Below are 13,318 nucleotides of genomic sequence, written 5' to 3'. Positions count from 1 at the left end.
GGTCAGGTCGAGGGCGTTCTCGCCCGCGTTGGTCCACAGCACCCAGGCGAGTTTCGGCCCGGTCTGGGTGGTGGCGAGGGTCGTGCCGTCGCGGCCGGTGATGGTGTAGGTGTGCTGCTGCGTGCAGGGCTCAGTGCTCATCGTGTGCTCCCTGGTGTCTGGATTCGATTGTTCCGGCTGCCGATCGACCGCTGCGCCCTCTCTTAAGAGAGGGCGCGCAGCGTGATCGGTCGGGGATGTGTCGGGCGTGATCGGTGCCGTGATCGCCTGACATGCGGTTTCGTCTTCTGCTGACCGCCGCGTGATCGGTGCGTGATCGGTGCGTCTGTTCAAGATCGCGTGATCGCTTCCGTGATCGACATTTCGGGACATTAGGCCGCCACCTCAAGCTGCCGCTCCATCAGCCAATACCGGGCCTGCTGGCCGCCGCTCGCGCCGCCCCGAGCGCCGTCCTCCTTGAACGCGACGCCCTTCGCCGCGAACGAGTCGAGCTTGCGACGCGCCTTCTCCACCTCGTTGCGATCCGGGCCGGACGCCTTCGCGCACAACGCTGCCGCCAGCTCGTGCGCCGTGATGCCGTTGGCAGCCCGCTTGAGGATCGCCAGCGGATCGCGCCCGTCGTCGATCTGGCTGATCCCACGGTCGAAGTCATGCACCACGTCGAAGCTCCCCAGATCGCCCGAGGACTGCTTCAGGTGCCGCATCCTGACGACCGGGTCGCCAGGGTCGCCGTACAGGCCGAACACCGAGCCAGCGCCAGCTGTGAGCCACGCAGAGCCGAAAATCGCGTCCAGGCTTTCCTCGCGGCTCTGGCCGGCCTGTGCCTTCCGGTTGTGGTGCAGTTCGAGGATCTGCATGCCCTCGGCCAGTACGTTCTGCCGGGCCCGGTTGTACGCGTTGCCCGACTCGTCGTCGGCGACCTTCCGGATGGTGTCTTTGATCGAATCGACCACGATGGTGTCCGCGCCGTGCCGCTCGGCGAGCTCGGCGAGAACCCACGGCTCCTTCTCCAGCACCGCAGGCAGCGGCCCAGCCCACCACACCAGCCGCTCCCGCAGGACCGCCTCGTGTTCGTCGCTGACGAGCCGGGCGAATGCTCGGGCGATCTGCGAGGGCCGGTCCATCGCTAGGTAGAGCACCTTGGAACCGGTGGGCACCACGGGCAGGCCGAGCACGTCGCCGCCGATGCCGATCCGGCCGAGTAGCACCTGGTGCGCGATGGTGGTCTTGCCCACTCCCGGCGGCCCGGCGAGCATGCACGCCTCGCCGACCGGCCACGCGACGCTGCCGCGCCTGCCCCATACGGGCTCGGCGTGTTCGCCCTGGTGCTTGAGGAACGACCAGCCGTCGAACGCGAACTTGTCCAGCGGGCCGACCGCGCCGTCCATGGGCGAGGCGAGTTCCGTCAGGTCGCGGGTGAGCTTCGCCGCCAGCTCGGGAAGGTCTTCGCCTTCGGTCTCGTCGAGCGCGGCCAGTCCGGAGCGGAACGCGAGGTTCAGTCTGCGCCGCCGCGCCTCACGGGTGATGATCGCGGCGTAGTAGCCGACCTGGGTTGTCAGGCACGCGTCGTCGGTCAGCGCGTGGACGTATGCGGCGTTGAGGCTGCCGTGCAGGTGTCCGAGCCGGTGTAGTTCGTCGAGGACGGCTGCCGGGTTCGTCGGGGCGCTGCGTGCGTGCAGCGCGGTCGCGGCGGTGAACACGTAGCCGTGGCGTGGTTCGTCGAACTGGTCGGCGTCGAGGTAGGTCGCCGCTTCGGGCACGGCGGAGTGATGGAACAGCATCGCGCCGAGTACGGCGCGTTCAGCCGCTCGTGTGGCCTCCTCGCGGGCGCTCACGCGTGCGGCCCCGCAATAGCCGTGTTTTCGCGTACACGCGTACTCTGAGGCCATAGCGCTATAGCGGCATTGCCGTCATAGCGCCAGAGTGACGAGAGGAGGCGACGGCCATCATGTCCGAACTCGGCGGCGACACCCCCGCCTACGTCCAGATCGCCAACGACCTGCGCGCGCGAATCGAAGGTGGCGAGATCAAGCCCGGCGAGGCGATCCCGTCCGTGAGCGCGCTGATCGAGCAGTACGACACCTCGAACTCCACCGCCCAGGCGGCGGTCCGGGCACTGAAGGCCGCTGGCCTGGTCGAGTCCAAGCAGGGCAAAGGCGTCTACGTTCGCAACGTCCAGCGCACCATCAGCCGGTCGGCGGACTACACCTCGCCGCCCGAAGGTGACGACCCGGCCCGGTACCGCGCGCCCTCCCGCCTGCTGGGTATCAGCGAGGTTGTGCCGCCCAGTGACGTAGCGGAGAAGCTGGGGCTCGACGACGGAGCGCGCGCTGTGCGCCGTAGCCGCCTGATGGTTGAGAAGGGTAAGCCGATCGAGCTGGTGGACTCGTACTTCCCTGTCGAGATCGCGCGCGGAACGGAGCTCGACTCCCCCGCCGGGCTGAAGGGCGGTTCGCTCGCGGCGCTGCGCCGTCTCGGCTACATCCCGCGCCACCCGGCTCTCGAATGGGTGGAGACCCGCATGCCGACCGCCAGCGAGGCCCGTGATCTGCGGCTGTCCGCTGGTACGCCCGTGCTGCGTCTGCTGCGGGTGACGTACACGGATGGCCGGCTGCCGATCGAGGCGCTGGTGATGGTGTTCGGCGGAGACCGCTACCTGCTGGAGTACGAGCTGCCAGTGCACGAGTAGCCACTCCTCCCGTAATAGGTCGCAGAGCCCCAGGTCAGATGCCTGGGGCTTTTTCTTGCACTCCCAAGATTACCAGCATTGACGACTCTATGATAGAGCTGTACTGTTGAAGCAATCCGAGCAGAACCAGCAGAACCGACACCACCCGATGAAGGAGGGCAACGGTGCGCAACACAGACAGATGGCTCTCCGTCACGGAGGCGTCAGAAGTACTCGGCATGAGCCCGTCCGGCGTCCGCGGCCTGATCCGCACCGAGCGCATCAAGGCCGTGCAGCACGTCCCCGGCGGCAAGTACCGCATCCGCGAGTCGGAGTGCGAGCGCTACCTGGCCGAGATCGAGACCGGCACCGCCGCCCCGCAGTCCGAGCGTGCTCCTGCGGCGGCGTGACACACCACCGCACCCCCAGCGCATCGACCCGCGACACCAGCCCGAGAACCCCGAAACCCAGCAGCCCGCGAAGGAGCAACGCCGTGCAGATCTGGATCCTCACCAAGGCATGCGACATCGACTCCGGCCAGATCCTCGGCGTGCACGACCACGAGCTCGGCACCCAGCGATTCACCGAGACCGCCCGCGAGATGTACCGCGACTCGCGCACATCGGCGTTCTCCCTGCCGGAAGACGTGGACGCCGAGGTGGCCGCGTACGACCCGCTGGCCGAGGCGACGCGCGCCGACGACGACTCGCTGTACCTGGAGATCCGCGGCGACGTGCTCACCCTCACCCCGCACGACTACGTCACGGCCGACTAACCCCCGAGACCGCCGCCCGCGTCTCGTGACCCCTCCCCGGGACGCGGGCGGCCTCCACCGAACCAGCCAGCAGCGAAGGAGCACCCGATGAACAACCACGCCGCACTCGAACAACTCGCCCAAGAGATCACCCCCGGCCTCGTCGAGGAAAACGGCAACCGGCCCAGCGCCCAGGCCCGCGCCGCCTACATCGGCGCCTGGCTCGACGAGCGCGGCATCGACCTGGAAGACGAGGACTTCGAGTCGCTGATGGACGAGGTCAAGAGCCTCGCGCCGACCTACGCGAACACTGCGTCCTGACCGGTCCGGTGGCTGCCCGGCCCCCGACGCCTCCGGCCGGGCAGCGTCCAGACCACGCCAGCACCCGCAGACAGCGCGAACCCGGCGCCGCTAGCACGACACCGGGCCCAGACCTCGCGAAAGGAAGTGGCCACATGGCCGCCAACACCGTAGCCGAAGCCACCGACACCCAATGCCCCGCGTTCGCGTGGTGCACCGTCAACCACTCGGACCCCAACGAAGGCCACGACTACCACTACAGCCACGTCACCCACGTCGGCCCCCACGCCCACGCCCTCGAAATCCTGTTGACCGGCCAGCCCGTCGTCTCCCTCTACGCCGCCGGCGAAACCGAATACCTCGACCTCGACGAACTCGGCGCGCTGATCGCGGCGCTCGCCGGGCGTTGGGCCGAGCTTGCCGCGCTCCAGGCCCGACTCACCCTGGCCGGTGCGCGATGACCGCCCGCGACCCGCACCCCGCCGCTATTCCCGCGATCCACGCGCTGGGCACCCTCGCCCGCTGGACCCCCGCCAACGCCACCGAACTCGCCCGCATCCTCGAATCCATCCACGCCTACGGCCAGCAGTCCATCATCAGCGAACTGCTCGAAACCCTCGACAACCTCGCCTCAGCCGCGTTCGGACTCGAGGGCCTAACCCCCGAACAGTCCCGGATCATCGGCCAGCACCTCGAACTCGCCGGCTCAACCATCTCCGGCGCGGCCCACGACTGGATCGACCGCGCCCGAGCAGACACCGGAGCGGAGTGGCCGCGATGAGCCAGCACACTCCCGAGCCCGTGCAGGACGCCGCACGCAAACTCATGGCCGCGCTCGCCCTACACGAAGACACCCGCAACACCGTCGAAAGCGCCCTACACGACCTGTGGGACACCGCACACGAACACACCGCGCCCGTCATGCAACTCGCGCAACTCATCCGCGACGACGCGAACACGCTCGCCAACGGCGCGGCCCTCACCCGCCTCGCCCCCGCCGCCCGTATCCGCGAGCGCGCCGACCGGATCCTGGCCGCCCTCCAGCAGGCCACCGCCACGCCGTGCAACGCGTGCGACAGCGAGACCCTCCCCGACGACAAGCCGCTCACGCCCTACGGCGACAGCGACGGAGAGCCCGACTGATGCCCACCGCCACCCAGCCCCCACTGCTCGCCCTCGTCCCGCCCCACCGCGCCGAGGCCACAGTGCTCCCCGCGCGGCTACGCGACCTCGACCGCGCCCGCGACAAGGCCACCACCCAGGCACTCGCACCCGATGTCGCCGCCGACATGCGCGAAGCCGCCGCCAAAGCTCTCGAACGCCTCGCCAACCGGCCCGGCACCCCGCTCCTCGCGGTCCTGCTCGACCTGATGCGCAAGGCGTACGTCAACGGACGCATGGACCAGGCCGCCGACGACCAGCTCGCCCGCGCCCAGACCGACGCGCTCGCCGACGCCACCCTCGCCCAAGTCATCCAGCTCACCGGCCGCCACGGCGGGAGCGACGCGTCATGAGCGCCCTGCCGATCTGGTGCGTCACCGTCGACGAAGGCATCCGCGAAGCCCCCGACACCACCGCCGGCCAATGGACGATCGCCCTCACCCAAGACCACGGCGCCGCACCCACCCTGCAGATCCTCAACCCCCAGGTGATCCCCGACTGCACCCTCGGATTCCTGACCGAGGCCACCGCGTGGCGGCTCTCCCTCGCCCTGCAACACCAACTCCTGCGCGCCCTGCTCGGCCGGATCCTGCGCAAATGGACCAGACGGCCAGGACACAACCGGGCCGCCCGACCGGGCCATTCCCCCACCAGCACACACAGGGGAGGTTGGAGCACGTGACCGCCCTCCTGCACGCAGCCACCGTCACCCACGCCCTGCGCACCACCCGCCTCAACCCCAGCGTCCCCGCGCTCGTACGCGACTGGCTCACCACACTCCTGCGCAACCGGGACCTGCCCGCCGACACCGCGATTCTCGTCGCCTGCGAACTAGCCACCAACGCGATCCTCTACGCCGACCCGCCCCTGCAAGTCACCGCAGCATTCGGTATGGACGAGATGACCCTCACCGTCACCGACCGCGTCCCGCCCGCCCCCCGCCTCTCCCCGCTGCCCGACGACGAACACGGCCTCGGCCTGGGCATCGTGGCCGCCCTGTGCCGGCAGGTCGACGAACACACCGCTGACGGCGCCCACACCGTCACCGCCCTCATCCACCTCGGAGACCCCCGATGAATCAGCCCGACACCGCCAATGCCGCCTACGACGGACATCCTCGATCAGGATTGGCTGCGCCGGACCGGGAGCCAGCCGTGGGCTACCCGCTCGTGATCGCCCTGGACGGCGCGACCACCATCACCGACCCCACCGCCCGGCAACTGGCCACCTGGGCCTACGAAACGCACTGCCGCCACTGCCCCACCTGCAGGCGCGGCGACACCTGGTGCGACCAAGGCGCCGACTACCTGCGGGCCTCAGTGCCGCACACCGACCTACCCGGCTACGCCACCGCGTGACGGGCGCGTGCCCACGGCGGCCGGACACCCGCCGCGAGTGCGAACCCGACACACCAACCCGAACGGAAGGAACCCCGCTCATGGCCACGCATCGCCTCTTCGACCCGAAGAACGACACCCCCGCCGAAGCCCGCCACCGCGCCCTGCGCGAATCCGGCTACAAGGGCCCCATCGACCAGGACGGCTACGAGAACCACGACCACGACGACGTGTTCGCCGAGATGAACCGCCAGTCCCGCATCCACGGCGTCCCCGGCTACGGGCCGCCGACCGCCGACGACTACCGCTGACCGCCTCCCGTGGCCGGCCGGGACCCCACGCCCGGCCGGCCACGGCGGGCGACCAGCCCGAACCCGACACCAACCGTCCGAAAGGAACCCCGCAATGGGCCGCAAGCAGAACATCACCATCCAGGGCAACGGCAACACCATCGCCACCAGCCCCGGCGGCACCCGCACCATCACCACCGCCGACGGCAACACCGTCACCACCGACCCCGGCGCCGACAACATCGCCGTGATCAACGGGCGCGTGTACGTCAACGGACGCGAACAGTAGCCCATGCCCGCGTACGTGGCGTTCGCGTACGACCGCGACGACCAGGCCAAACCCACCGCCACCGGCGGCCACCAGATCATGATCAGGAACAGCGACCTCGCGGTGGTCCGCCACTGGGCCGCGGCCCGCTTCACCGACACCGACCGGTACGTCACCCGCGTGCGCGTGTTCCACGCGCCGGACATCGAGCGCGGCGACTTCCACCGGGATCTCGCGCTCGAGGTGATCGAACGCCCGGCACCGTAACGCCCCGCCCGGTCTGCCGCCCACCACCGGCAGGCCGGGCCCCGGCCCCGCGAAAGGAACCATCGTGAACCGACTCAGCAAGGCCCTCGCACTCGCCTCCGCGATCCTCACCGCCATCGGCGCCTGGAGCCACGGTGCCGCCCTCGTCTACTGCCTAGCCGCGGCCCTCGTCCTGTTCGCCCCCGCCTGGATCACCGCGACCCGCAGCGGACAGACCGCCCGCCCGCAGGTCCCGCTCGACGACGACCACGCGCCCGGCCCGTACCGGCCGGCCACCGGACCGGCCGACGACGTCCCGTTCGCCGAACGCGCCGAAAACGACCAACACACCCACGACGACGGGAACTGACCATGTTCGGCAACCGGACCCGCATCCTCTCGAGAACCAGCAGCGTCCACTGGCACCCACTCGGCGCCGTCGCCCAAGCGCTCATCGACTGGGCCGAACAGCGAGACCTCCAGCAGCCTCTCGCGACAAACGAAGACACCGCGGAAGTAGCCGTCAGCTTCGGCGGCGCGCCCGCTCTCCTGCTCGTGCTCTCCATCGGTGACGCCGAAGAACTGCGCCGCCGCCTACTTGCCCAGGGGGACTGACCGTGCGTTTCGGCATCAGCTTCAAGATCCTGCCCGGTGTCCGCGTCGGCCTGTCCCGCAGTACGGGGCGCCGCTCCCGGACCCGACTGTGGGCGTCCGAGCGCCTCGGCCCGATCCGGGTCACCGAATCCACCGGCACCAAGCGCCGGCGCCGCGACCGCTAACCGAGAGAGGAACCACCGTGAGGATCTTCCGCACCGACCCCGACGTCCAAGCCGCCCGAGCCGACCTCGCCGAGTACATGGCCAACGCCCGCCGCACCGGCGACCTAAACGAGACCCCCGAGTTCGCCGCCGCCAACCGGGCCGTCGTCGAAGCCGAAGCCCGCGCCAAGGCGCGACGCACCCGCTAGCACCCCTGCGCGCCGAAGGAGGCGAACACCATGCTCACCCTCACCCTGCTGCTCCTCACACTCGGCGGCGTGCTCGCCGTCTTCGGCGTCCTCGGGTTCTACGGCAACTGGACCAGCACCCCCGACCACGACTCCCTGCGTTACGTCCAGGCCCTCGCCGCTGCGGGCCGGCGCCTCACCGCCACCGGACTCGCCCTGTTCGTCCTGCACTACTCGGCCAGTGGCGTGGCGCTGTTCGGCCTGCTGCTCGCCGCGCTGCTCGCCGCAGCCACCTACCTCACCCGAACCAGCAACCAGATCATCCCGACAGGAGCCACACCGTGACCGCCACGCTGCCCGCCTGGATCACCGGCGCCCTCGACGGAACCGTCGTACGCACCGAGGACCGCGACCGGCCCCTGACCCCCGCCGAACGCGCCCAATACCGCGCCGACGCCGCCACCTGGTACCAAGCCGCCAGCCTGCGCTCCCTCGGGCTGCTCACCGCCGACTGGCTCGAAGGGCGCAACCTCTACCTGCCCGCCTACGGCGCCACCTGCCCCGACCCCGAAACCCGCGACCTGATCCCCACGCTCGCCGCCGCCAACCGCGCCGGATACGTCACCGACTGCTCCCAGCCCGGCCACGCCCCCACGCTCGGCTACAACGGGCGCCTGTGGCGGCAACTGGCCGCCGTCTCCGGGTACTGCGACGAGCGCACCGCGGCGTCCCTCCACGAGGCGTTCGCGCCCCGCGCGGTCGAGCACGGCCTGTACGTGTACATCTGGGCTCCCGGCCGCAAGCCGCGCCGCACGCGGGGCCAGTACGAGATTCCCGCCACCATCCACGCCGACCCCCACGACCCCGGCGACCAGTGGCTCAGCACCGTGTTCGGGCCGCCGCTCTCGTGCCGCGAGGTCCGCTCGATCTACCGCGGCGCCCTCTCCCGGCCCGCGGTCAAGGCACTGGCGGGTGCCTGGCAGGTCACGCTCGCCGACACCGAGTACGGGCGCAACGACCGCCTGTGGCCACTGCTCGCCGAGTGGGCCGCCGGTGAAGCCGCATGAGGCGAGCAGCCCAAGCACCCGGCTAGTCCTCGAGCTCCGGGTCCTGTGTGCGGCTGCCCTTGACCACATTCGCCCCCCGCTGCCGCACGTTACGGCCCCCGAGCCCCAGATCCTGCGCGATCCGCTCATACGTCCACTTCCTGCCCCCCGCAGGAACCGGCCGCGTATTCAAAGACTTCGCAGCAACCGCCCGAATACGGGTCAGCTCCACCACAGCTTTCAGCATTGCCCGAATCAGCCCGTGCGCCGCCCTCATTCGATCCAGATCATCAGGAATCGAACGAATCTGCTCTACGGCGGCATCAATGTCCTCAGGCCCCACGCCCCGAAGTGTAAAGGCAGACAGGCAAGTAATGCGCGCGTTACACTGAACTCCGAGAACTGACAAACCACCCCGACACCCGGAATCGAAGGAGCGCCGCAGACATGGGCAGCCGACAGCAGGCCCACAAGCCCGCCCCGCCGATCAAAGAAAACGTCCGCAAAGGCGTCATGATCGGCGGCACCGTCGTGCTGCTATGCGCCGCCGGAATCTCCTTCCCCACCCTCTACGCACTCGGCCGCCTCATCGGCCTACCCAAACCCCTCGCCGTCCTGCTGCCTGTCAGCATCGACGCCTACGCCTACATCGCCATGTGGTTCGCCGACCGCGTCCCGGCCGTGCACCCCGCCCGCGAGTCCGCGCTACGCAACGGCGCCGGGGCGCTCGCCATGTCCGTCGCGTGCAACATCCTCGACCGGTTCCTCGTGCTCGCCGGGACGATGGTGCAGCCGTGGATCCGCGACGTGTTGCTCTCGCTCGTCGCCGCGTCGCCTCCGTTCATCGTCGGCCGCGTGTTGCATCTGCGGGCACTGGCCGACGGCAACGGCAACGCGGCGGAGGAAACGCCGTTGCCCGTTGCCCCGGCGAAGACGGCAACGCCTCCGCGCGTTGCCTCGCCTGCGTTGCCCGCCGTTGCCAAAAGCCCGGCAACACCCCCTGCGGCAACACCCGCGGCAACGGCGTTGCCCGCGAGCGCCGTTGCCCGTCCCGCGCCGTCCCCCGCGGCAGGCAACAGCCCGCGGCGCCTGATCCCCAAGGACGAGAAAGACAAGATCGTCGCCCGGCTGCTCGCCGACCACGGCGACGACGTCGCCCTCATGGTGATCGCAGACGCCATCGGCACCAAACACCGCGCCACCGCGATGAAAGTCCGCGACCGCGTCATCGAAGCCCGCGACAAGCGCCCCGATACCCCGGACGAACCCGCAGACGACCCCGAACCCGCCTGGGCGGTGAGCTGATGAGCACCTGGACGACACGACACGACACCCACGACGACGAGGAGATCACCGAGAACGACTCGGTGGACCTCGTGCCCTACCCGGACCGTGTCGTGTCGCCCCGCACCGATTGGAACCCATCACCGCAGGTGATCCACCCGACCGCGATCCACCCCGGGGCGTACGCCCATCCGCACCAAATCCTTGATCCGCTCACCGTGTCGCGGCTCATGGGCTCTCCCACCCGCACCCCGCCGCGCTGGCTCGTCGGCATCAAAGACCTCTTCGGGCACGCCGCCGACAACCACATCCTCCCGGCGCTCGGCGTACTGACCATGGCCGGGATCTCCGCCATGGCCCACAGTGAGCCCTACCACCCCCTCATCGGCGGCGGGATCATCACCGTCGGCATGTGGCTGATCCGCTCCGGTATCACCGCCCACAAGCGGCACGGCAACGACGCCGACCCCGCGTTCACCAAAGGTGTTGCCGGCGCCGGGGCAACGCTCGTGATGGCGGGAACCAGCGCCGCCGCCGGGCTGTCCTGGTGGACCGCGACCGCCGTTGCCGTTGCCCTCGGTGTTGCCTACACCGGCTGGCACCAGTGGGGGCACCACAAGCTCGAGCGCACCCGCGAGTACTCCGTTGCCTTGGTCGCCGCCGGCAACACCGGCCCGGCGCCGTTGCCGCCCGCTGCCTGGGCGCCCGGCGCGCTGCCCCAGTCCGACGAAGAGTTCCGTCTGACCGCCGCCCTGGCGAAGCACAAGGGCGAGGGTGTAATCCTCTCCCCGGTGCGACGCGTCAACGAGGACGTGTGGTACGTGTTCGCGGACCTCTCCGAGACCGACGCGTCGCCTGAGTCCCTGGAGCAGCAGGCCAAGAAGATCGCGGGGAGGATGCGGGCGCGGCGCATCGAGATCGAGCCGGGCAACCGCGAAGACCTCATCAAGATCACGGTTCACGACGGGCAGGACCCACTCGCCGAGCCCCAGCCATGGCCCGGGCCGCGCATCACGAGCATCCTGGAGCCGGTGCCGCTGGGCCGGTTCGAGGACGGCAGCGAGATCACCCTGAATATGGCGTGGGGTCACACCCTGGTCGCGGGAACCACGGACGGCGGGAAATCCGGCGTCGTCAACGCGATCCTGCTCGGCACCCTCGGCTGCAAAGATCTCGTGCGTATCCTCGTGGACTGCAAGGCCGGCGCCCCGGAATTCCGCGCCTACAAAGACGTCGCATTCCACGTCGCCGCCAGTCCCGAAGAAGGAATGCGCACACTGGCCGGCCTGCGCGCCGTCTACGAATACCGCGGCAACCTGCTGGCGGAAAAGGACGTGCCGTTCGAGGTCGACGAGGACGGCGAGACGGTGCGCAAGTGGCGCCCGGAGTACGGGCCGTTCATCCTCGCCGGGATCGACGAGCTCGCGGAGCTGACCAAGAACGTCAAGGGTTCGGCGAAGGCGATCCAGTCGCTGCGCGCGGTACAACGGTTCATCGGCGAGTTCTCCCTGGACGCGACGCAGACCCCGAGCAGGGGTGTGTTCGACGACTCGACCGACGCGCGCCTGAACTACCGCAACCGGATCGGGTTGCAGACCGCCGAGCAGGGCGCCACGAACATGATCCTCGGGCAGGGTATGCACGGGCGCAACTGGCGCCTGGATCTGCTGGACCTGCCGGGGAAGATGATGGTGCTCTCCCGCGAGCACCGCCGGCCGCGGGTCTCGCGCGCCTACATGGTCACGGATCAGGACATCGCGCGCACCGTCGCGCAGTACCGGGGGCAGGTCCCGGAGTTGGACGAGGGCAGCGCGCAGGCGTTCTGGGACGCGTACTGGGCGTGGGGTCAGGATGAGGAGTCCGGGGACGGCGGCGGCGGTGGCCCGCGCGGCGGCGGTCGGCCGATGGACGCGATCGAGGTGGCGCAGGCGTACCACCGTGACGGGCGCACCTTGTACGCGGTGCCGACCTACCCGAACTCGAACACGGTCGTGGAGGCGAAGTACCGGCCGCTGTGGGCGCTGCTCGGCGAGCAGGACGAGCCGGTCAGCGCCCCGGACTTGGACGCGCTGGCGAAGTCGGCGGGGCACGAGTTCAACTCGGAGTCGTGGATCCGCCGGCCGTTGCGGTACTGGAGGGATAACGGCTGGATCGAGGTGGAGCGCCGGTCGGGGACGGACTATTACTGGCGGCCGGATGTGCTGCGGCAGCGGAGGGACGCCGATGGCGCGGCGTCGTAGGTCTCCGCTTAAGCGGGCGTTGCGCGCCATGGCGCCGCACCGGGTGCTGTGGCGTGCCCTTTCCGGCCCTGAGGTGATGTCCGCGGTGCGGTCGAAGACCGCGACCCGCACGGTGAAGGTGAACGCGGCGACGCGGCAGCGGGACGTGCAGCGCGCCACCAAGGCAGCGGCGAAGAAGACGCCCGGGAAGAAGGCTGCGGCCAAACGCACCGACCCGTACGCGGTCGCGCTCGGTATCCCCGCGCAGAACCGCGCGGTCGCAGCCCGGCAGGCCAAAGCCGCGCAGCCCCCGAAGAAAACCGCCGGAACCCGCACCCGCAAAACCACCGCGACCACCGTCGTCCCCGTCCGCAACCCCGACGGCACGTTCAACGGCTCCCGGGCCGTGCCCACGTTCGACGCCGCCGCGCAGGACGCCAATCGGCGCGCCTGGACCGGCCAGGTGGACCCGGCGTTGTTGCCGCGCTCGGCGCGCACCCGCAAGCAGCGACCCGCTGGATACTGAACCAACCGCACCCAAGGAGACCCGATGGACACCGCCACCAACACCCAGGCCCAGACGCCCCTCACCAGCCAGATCTGCGGCCTGCGGCACACCCCGCTCGCCGAACTCGCCCGCACCCGCAGCACCGACACACCCAGCCAGACCGGCACGCCGGTCGCCGCGTTCCAGTCCTCGATCTGAACGGGTGAAAGCCGTGGAAACCCGCACCCTCCCGGCAAGCGGCCGCTAACCTGAAACCACAAGCCGGCATGCAGTGCGCCGGTCGGAGCACCG

Annotated in this window: 26 protein-coding genes; 24 read left to right on the top strand and 2 right to left on the bottom strand. The window is 69.9% G+C overall.

The features are described from left to right. Nucleotides 1-371 precede the first annotated feature (371 nt). Complete coding sequence (locus VFB40_RS25875; protein WP_324855145.1) at nt 372-1,835, bottom strand: DnaB-like helicase N-terminal domain-containing protein; 1,464 nt, start codon at nt 1,833-1,835, stop codon at nt 372-374. Nucleotides 1,836-1,948: 113 nt separating this feature from the next. Here VFB40_RS25875 and VFB40_RS25870 point away from each other — a divergent pair, with 113 nt between their 5' ends. From VFB40_RS25870 to VFB40_RS25775, 20 genes are all read left to right on the top strand, one after another. Then, complete coding sequence (locus VFB40_RS25870; protein ID WP_324855143.1) at nt 1,949-2,689, top strand: GntR family transcriptional regulator; 741 nt, start codon at nt 1,949-1,951, stop codon at nt 2,687-2,689. 164 nt (nt 2,690-2,853) lie between these two features. Then, the gene (locus VFB40_RS25865; protein ID WP_324855141.1) at nt 2,854-3,078 is read left to right on the top strand and encodes a helix-turn-helix domain-containing protein; all 225 of its coding nucleotides are present in this window, start codon (nt 2,854-2,856) and stop codon (nt 3,076-3,078) included. An 83-nt stretch (nt 3,079-3,161) separates the two neighbouring features. Further along, entirely contained in the window at nt 3,162-3,443 is a 282-nt protein-coding gene (locus VFB40_RS25860; protein ID WP_324855139.1) for a hypothetical protein, read from the top strand. 87 nt (nt 3,444-3,530) lie between these two features. Further along, entirely contained in the window at nt 3,531-3,743 is a 213-nt protein-coding gene (locus VFB40_RS25855) for a hypothetical protein (RefSeq protein WP_324855137.1), read from the top strand. A gap of 134 nt (nt 3,744-3,877) precedes the next feature. Beyond that, the gene (locus tag VFB40_RS25850; protein WP_324855135.1) at nt 3,878-4,183 is read left to right on the top strand and encodes a hypothetical protein; all 306 of its coding nucleotides are present in this window, start codon (nt 3,878-3,880) and stop codon (nt 4,181-4,183) included. Beyond that, nucleotides 4,180-4,503, top strand: a complete 324-nt coding sequence (locus VFB40_RS25845; RefSeq protein WP_324855133.1) for a hypothetical protein — start codon at nt 4,180-4,182, stop codon at nt 4,501-4,503. The genes VFB40_RS25850 and VFB40_RS25845 overlap by 4 nt, the downstream gene beginning before the upstream one ends. Further along, nucleotides 4,500-4,865 (top strand): hypothetical protein, encoded by a 366-nt coding sequence (locus VFB40_RS25840; protein ID WP_324855131.1) that lies wholly within the window; start codon nt 4,500-4,502, stop codon nt 4,863-4,865. Before VFB40_RS25845 ends, VFB40_RS25840 begins: the two co-directional genes overlap by 4 nt. Then, nucleotides 4,865-5,236, top strand: a complete 372-nt coding sequence (locus tag VFB40_RS25835) for a hypothetical protein (RefSeq protein WP_324855130.1) — start codon at nt 4,865-4,867, stop codon at nt 5,234-5,236. The genes VFB40_RS25840 and VFB40_RS25835 overlap by 1 nt, the downstream gene beginning before the upstream one ends. Then, nucleotides 5,233-5,565 (top strand): hypothetical protein, encoded by a 333-nt coding sequence (locus tag VFB40_RS25830; protein WP_324855128.1) that lies wholly within the window; start codon nt 5,233-5,235, stop codon nt 5,563-5,565. Before VFB40_RS25835 ends, VFB40_RS25830 begins: the two co-directional genes overlap by 4 nt. Beyond that, a complete protein-coding gene (locus tag VFB40_RS25825; RefSeq protein WP_324855126.1) occupies nt 5,562-5,960 on the top strand; it encodes an ATP-binding protein in 399 nt (132 codons plus the stop codon). Before VFB40_RS25830 ends, VFB40_RS25825 begins: the two co-directional genes overlap by 4 nt. After that, a complete protein-coding gene (locus VFB40_RS25820; protein WP_324855124.1) occupies nt 5,957-6,241 on the top strand; it encodes a hypothetical protein in 285 nt (94 codons plus the stop codon). Before VFB40_RS25825 ends, VFB40_RS25820 begins: the two co-directional genes overlap by 4 nt. A gap of 80 nt (nt 6,242-6,321) precedes the next feature. Next, complete coding sequence (locus tag VFB40_RS25815) at nt 6,322-6,531, top strand: hypothetical protein (RefSeq protein WP_324855122.1); 210 nt, start codon at nt 6,322-6,324, stop codon at nt 6,529-6,531. 94 nt (nt 6,532-6,625) lie between these two features. Then, nucleotides 6,626-6,799: a hypothetical protein gene (locus VFB40_RS25810; RefSeq protein WP_324855120.1), complete on the top strand. Its 174-nt coding sequence runs from the start codon at nt 6,626-6,628 to the stop codon at nt 6,797-6,799. Between the two features lie 3 nt (nt 6,800-6,802). Further along, nucleotides 6,803-7,045 (top strand): hypothetical protein, encoded by a 243-nt coding sequence (locus VFB40_RS25805; RefSeq protein WP_324855118.1) that lies wholly within the window; start codon nt 6,803-6,805, stop codon nt 7,043-7,045. A 64-nt stretch (nt 7,046-7,109) separates the two neighbouring features. Continuing rightward, complete coding sequence (locus VFB40_RS25800) at nt 7,110-7,394, top strand: hypothetical protein (RefSeq protein WP_324855116.1); 285 nt, start codon at nt 7,110-7,112, stop codon at nt 7,392-7,394. A gap of 2 nt (nt 7,395-7,396) precedes the next feature. Further along, on the top strand, nt 7,397-7,639 hold the full coding sequence (locus VFB40_RS25795; protein WP_324855113.1) for a hypothetical protein: 243 nt from the start codon (nt 7,397-7,399) through the stop codon (nt 7,637-7,639). Nucleotides 7,640-7,641: 2 nt separating this feature from the next. Beyond that, the gene (locus VFB40_RS25790) at nt 7,642-7,803 is read left to right on the top strand and encodes a hypothetical protein (protein WP_324855111.1); all 162 of its coding nucleotides are present in this window, start codon (nt 7,642-7,644) and stop codon (nt 7,801-7,803) included. Nucleotides 7,804-7,820: 17 nt separating this feature from the next. Next, complete coding sequence (locus tag VFB40_RS25785; RefSeq protein ID WP_324855109.1) at nt 7,821-7,991, top strand: hypothetical protein; 171 nt, start codon at nt 7,821-7,823, stop codon at nt 7,989-7,991. A 30-nt stretch (nt 7,992-8,021) separates the two neighbouring features. Continuing rightward, nucleotides 8,022-8,315 (top strand): hypothetical protein, encoded by a 294-nt coding sequence (locus VFB40_RS25780; protein WP_324855107.1) that lies wholly within the window; start codon nt 8,022-8,024, stop codon nt 8,313-8,315. Then, a complete protein-coding gene (locus VFB40_RS25775; protein WP_324855105.1) occupies nt 8,312-9,037 on the top strand; it encodes a DUF6919 family putative SAM-binding protein in 726 nt (241 codons plus the stop codon). Before VFB40_RS25780 ends, VFB40_RS25775 begins: the two co-directional genes overlap by 4 nt. Before the next feature lie 22 nt (nt 9,038-9,059). Here the strand turns inward: VFB40_RS25775 and VFB40_RS25770 are convergent, their stop codons facing one another. Continuing rightward, nucleotides 9,060-9,359 (bottom strand): hypothetical protein, encoded by a 300-nt coding sequence (locus VFB40_RS25770; protein WP_324855104.1) that lies wholly within the window; start codon nt 9,357-9,359, stop codon nt 9,060-9,062. Nucleotides 9,360-9,463: 104 nt separating this feature from the next. Here VFB40_RS25770 and VFB40_RS25765 point away from each other — a divergent pair, with 104 nt between their 5' ends. Genes VFB40_RS25765 through VFB40_RS25750 form a run of 4 tightly spaced genes read left to right on the top strand, consistent with a single transcriptional unit; the run spans nt 9,464 to nt 13,225 of the window. Beyond that, nucleotides 9,464-10,321: a hypothetical protein gene (locus VFB40_RS25765; protein ID WP_324855102.1), complete on the top strand. Its 858-nt coding sequence runs from the start codon at nt 9,464-9,466 to the stop codon at nt 10,319-10,321. After that, nucleotides 10,321-12,540 (top strand): FtsK/SpoIIIE domain-containing protein, encoded by a 2,220-nt coding sequence (locus VFB40_RS25760; RefSeq protein WP_324855100.1) that lies wholly within the window; start codon nt 10,321-10,323, stop codon nt 12,538-12,540. The genes VFB40_RS25765 and VFB40_RS25760 overlap by 1 nt, the downstream gene beginning before the upstream one ends. After that, nucleotides 12,524-13,045, top strand: coding sequence for a hypothetical protein (locus tag VFB40_RS25755; protein ID WP_324855098.1), 522 nt, complete (start codon nt 12,524-12,526; stop codon nt 13,043-13,045). Before VFB40_RS25760 ends, VFB40_RS25755 begins: the two co-directional genes overlap by 17 nt. 24 nt (nt 13,046-13,069) lie before the next feature. Continuing rightward, nucleotides 13,070-13,225, top strand: a complete 156-nt coding sequence (locus tag VFB40_RS25750; protein WP_324855096.1) for a hypothetical protein — start codon at nt 13,070-13,072, stop codon at nt 13,223-13,225. The last annotated feature ends 93 nt before the right edge of the window (nt 13,226-13,318 follow it).

The sequence above is a fragment of the Actinocrinis sp. genome, from assembly GCF_035650855.1.
GTDB lineage: Bacteria > Actinomycetota > Actinomycetes > Streptomycetales > Catenulisporaceae > Actinocrinis.
The sequence above is the reverse complement of the archived record's forward strand: the minus strand, read 5'-3'. Positions and strand labels throughout refer to the sequence as shown.

What these genes read in the sequence shown, in the direction of transcription:
- VFB40_RS25755 (WP_324855098.1), top strand. Translation starts at nt 12,524, where the DNA reads ATGGCGCGGCGTCGTAGGTCTCCGCTTAAGCGGGCGTTGCGCGCCATG.
- VFB40_RS25820 (WP_324855124.1), top strand. Translation starts at nt 5,957, where the DNA reads ATGAATCAGCCCGACACCGCCAATGCCGCCTACGACGGACATCCTCGA.
- VFB40_RS25750 (WP_324855096.1), top strand. Translation starts at nt 13,070, where the DNA reads ATGGACACCGCCACCAACACCCAGGCCCAGACGCCCCTCACCAGCCAG.
- VFB40_RS25850 (WP_324855135.1), top strand. Translation starts at nt 3,878, where the DNA reads ATGGCCGCCAACACCGTAGCCGAAGCCACCGACACCCAATGCCCCGCG.
- VFB40_RS25845 (WP_324855133.1), top strand. Translation starts at nt 4,180, where the DNA reads ATGACCGCCCGCGACCCGCACCCCGCCGCTATTCCCGCGATCCACGCG.
- VFB40_RS25870 (WP_324855143.1), top strand. Translation starts at nt 1,949, where the DNA reads ATGTCCGAACTCGGCGGCGACACCCCCGCCTACGTCCAGATCGCCAAC.
- VFB40_RS25855 (WP_324855137.1), top strand. Translation starts at nt 3,531, where the DNA reads ATGAACAACCACGCCGCACTCGAACAACTCGCCCAAGAGATCACCCCC.
- VFB40_RS25815 (WP_324855122.1), top strand. Translation starts at nt 6,322, where the DNA reads ATGGCCACGCATCGCCTCTTCGACCCGAAGAACGACACCCCCGCCGAA.
- VFB40_RS25805 (WP_324855118.1), top strand. Translation starts at nt 6,803, where the DNA reads ATGCCCGCGTACGTGGCGTTCGCGTACGACCGCGACGACCAGGCCAAA.
- VFB40_RS25810 (WP_324855120.1), top strand. Translation starts at nt 6,626, where the DNA reads ATGGGCCGCAAGCAGAACATCACCATCCAGGGCAACGGCAACACCATC.
- VFB40_RS25765 (WP_324855102.1), top strand. Translation starts at nt 9,464, where the DNA reads ATGGGCAGCCGACAGCAGGCCCACAAGCCCGCCCCGCCGATCAAAGAA.
- VFB40_RS25780 (WP_324855107.1), top strand. Translation starts at nt 8,022, where the DNA reads ATGCTCACCCTCACCCTGCTGCTCCTCACACTCGGCGGCGTGCTCGCC.
- VFB40_RS25840 (WP_324855131.1), top strand. Translation starts at nt 4,500, where the DNA reads ATGAGCCAGCACACTCCCGAGCCCGTGCAGGACGCCGCACGCAAACTC.
- VFB40_RS25835 (WP_324855130.1), top strand. Translation starts at nt 4,865, where the DNA reads ATGCCCACCGCCACCCAGCCCCCACTGCTCGCCCTCGTCCCGCCCCAC.
- VFB40_RS25795 (WP_324855113.1), top strand. Translation starts at nt 7,397, where the DNA reads ATGTTCGGCAACCGGACCCGCATCCTCTCGAGAACCAGCAGCGTCCAC.
- VFB40_RS25830 (WP_324855128.1), top strand. Translation starts at nt 5,233, where the DNA reads ATGAGCGCCCTGCCGATCTGGTGCGTCACCGTCGACGAAGGCATCCGC.
- VFB40_RS25760 (WP_324855100.1), top strand. Translation starts at nt 10,321, where the DNA reads ATGAGCACCTGGACGACACGACACGACACCCACGACGACGAGGAGATC.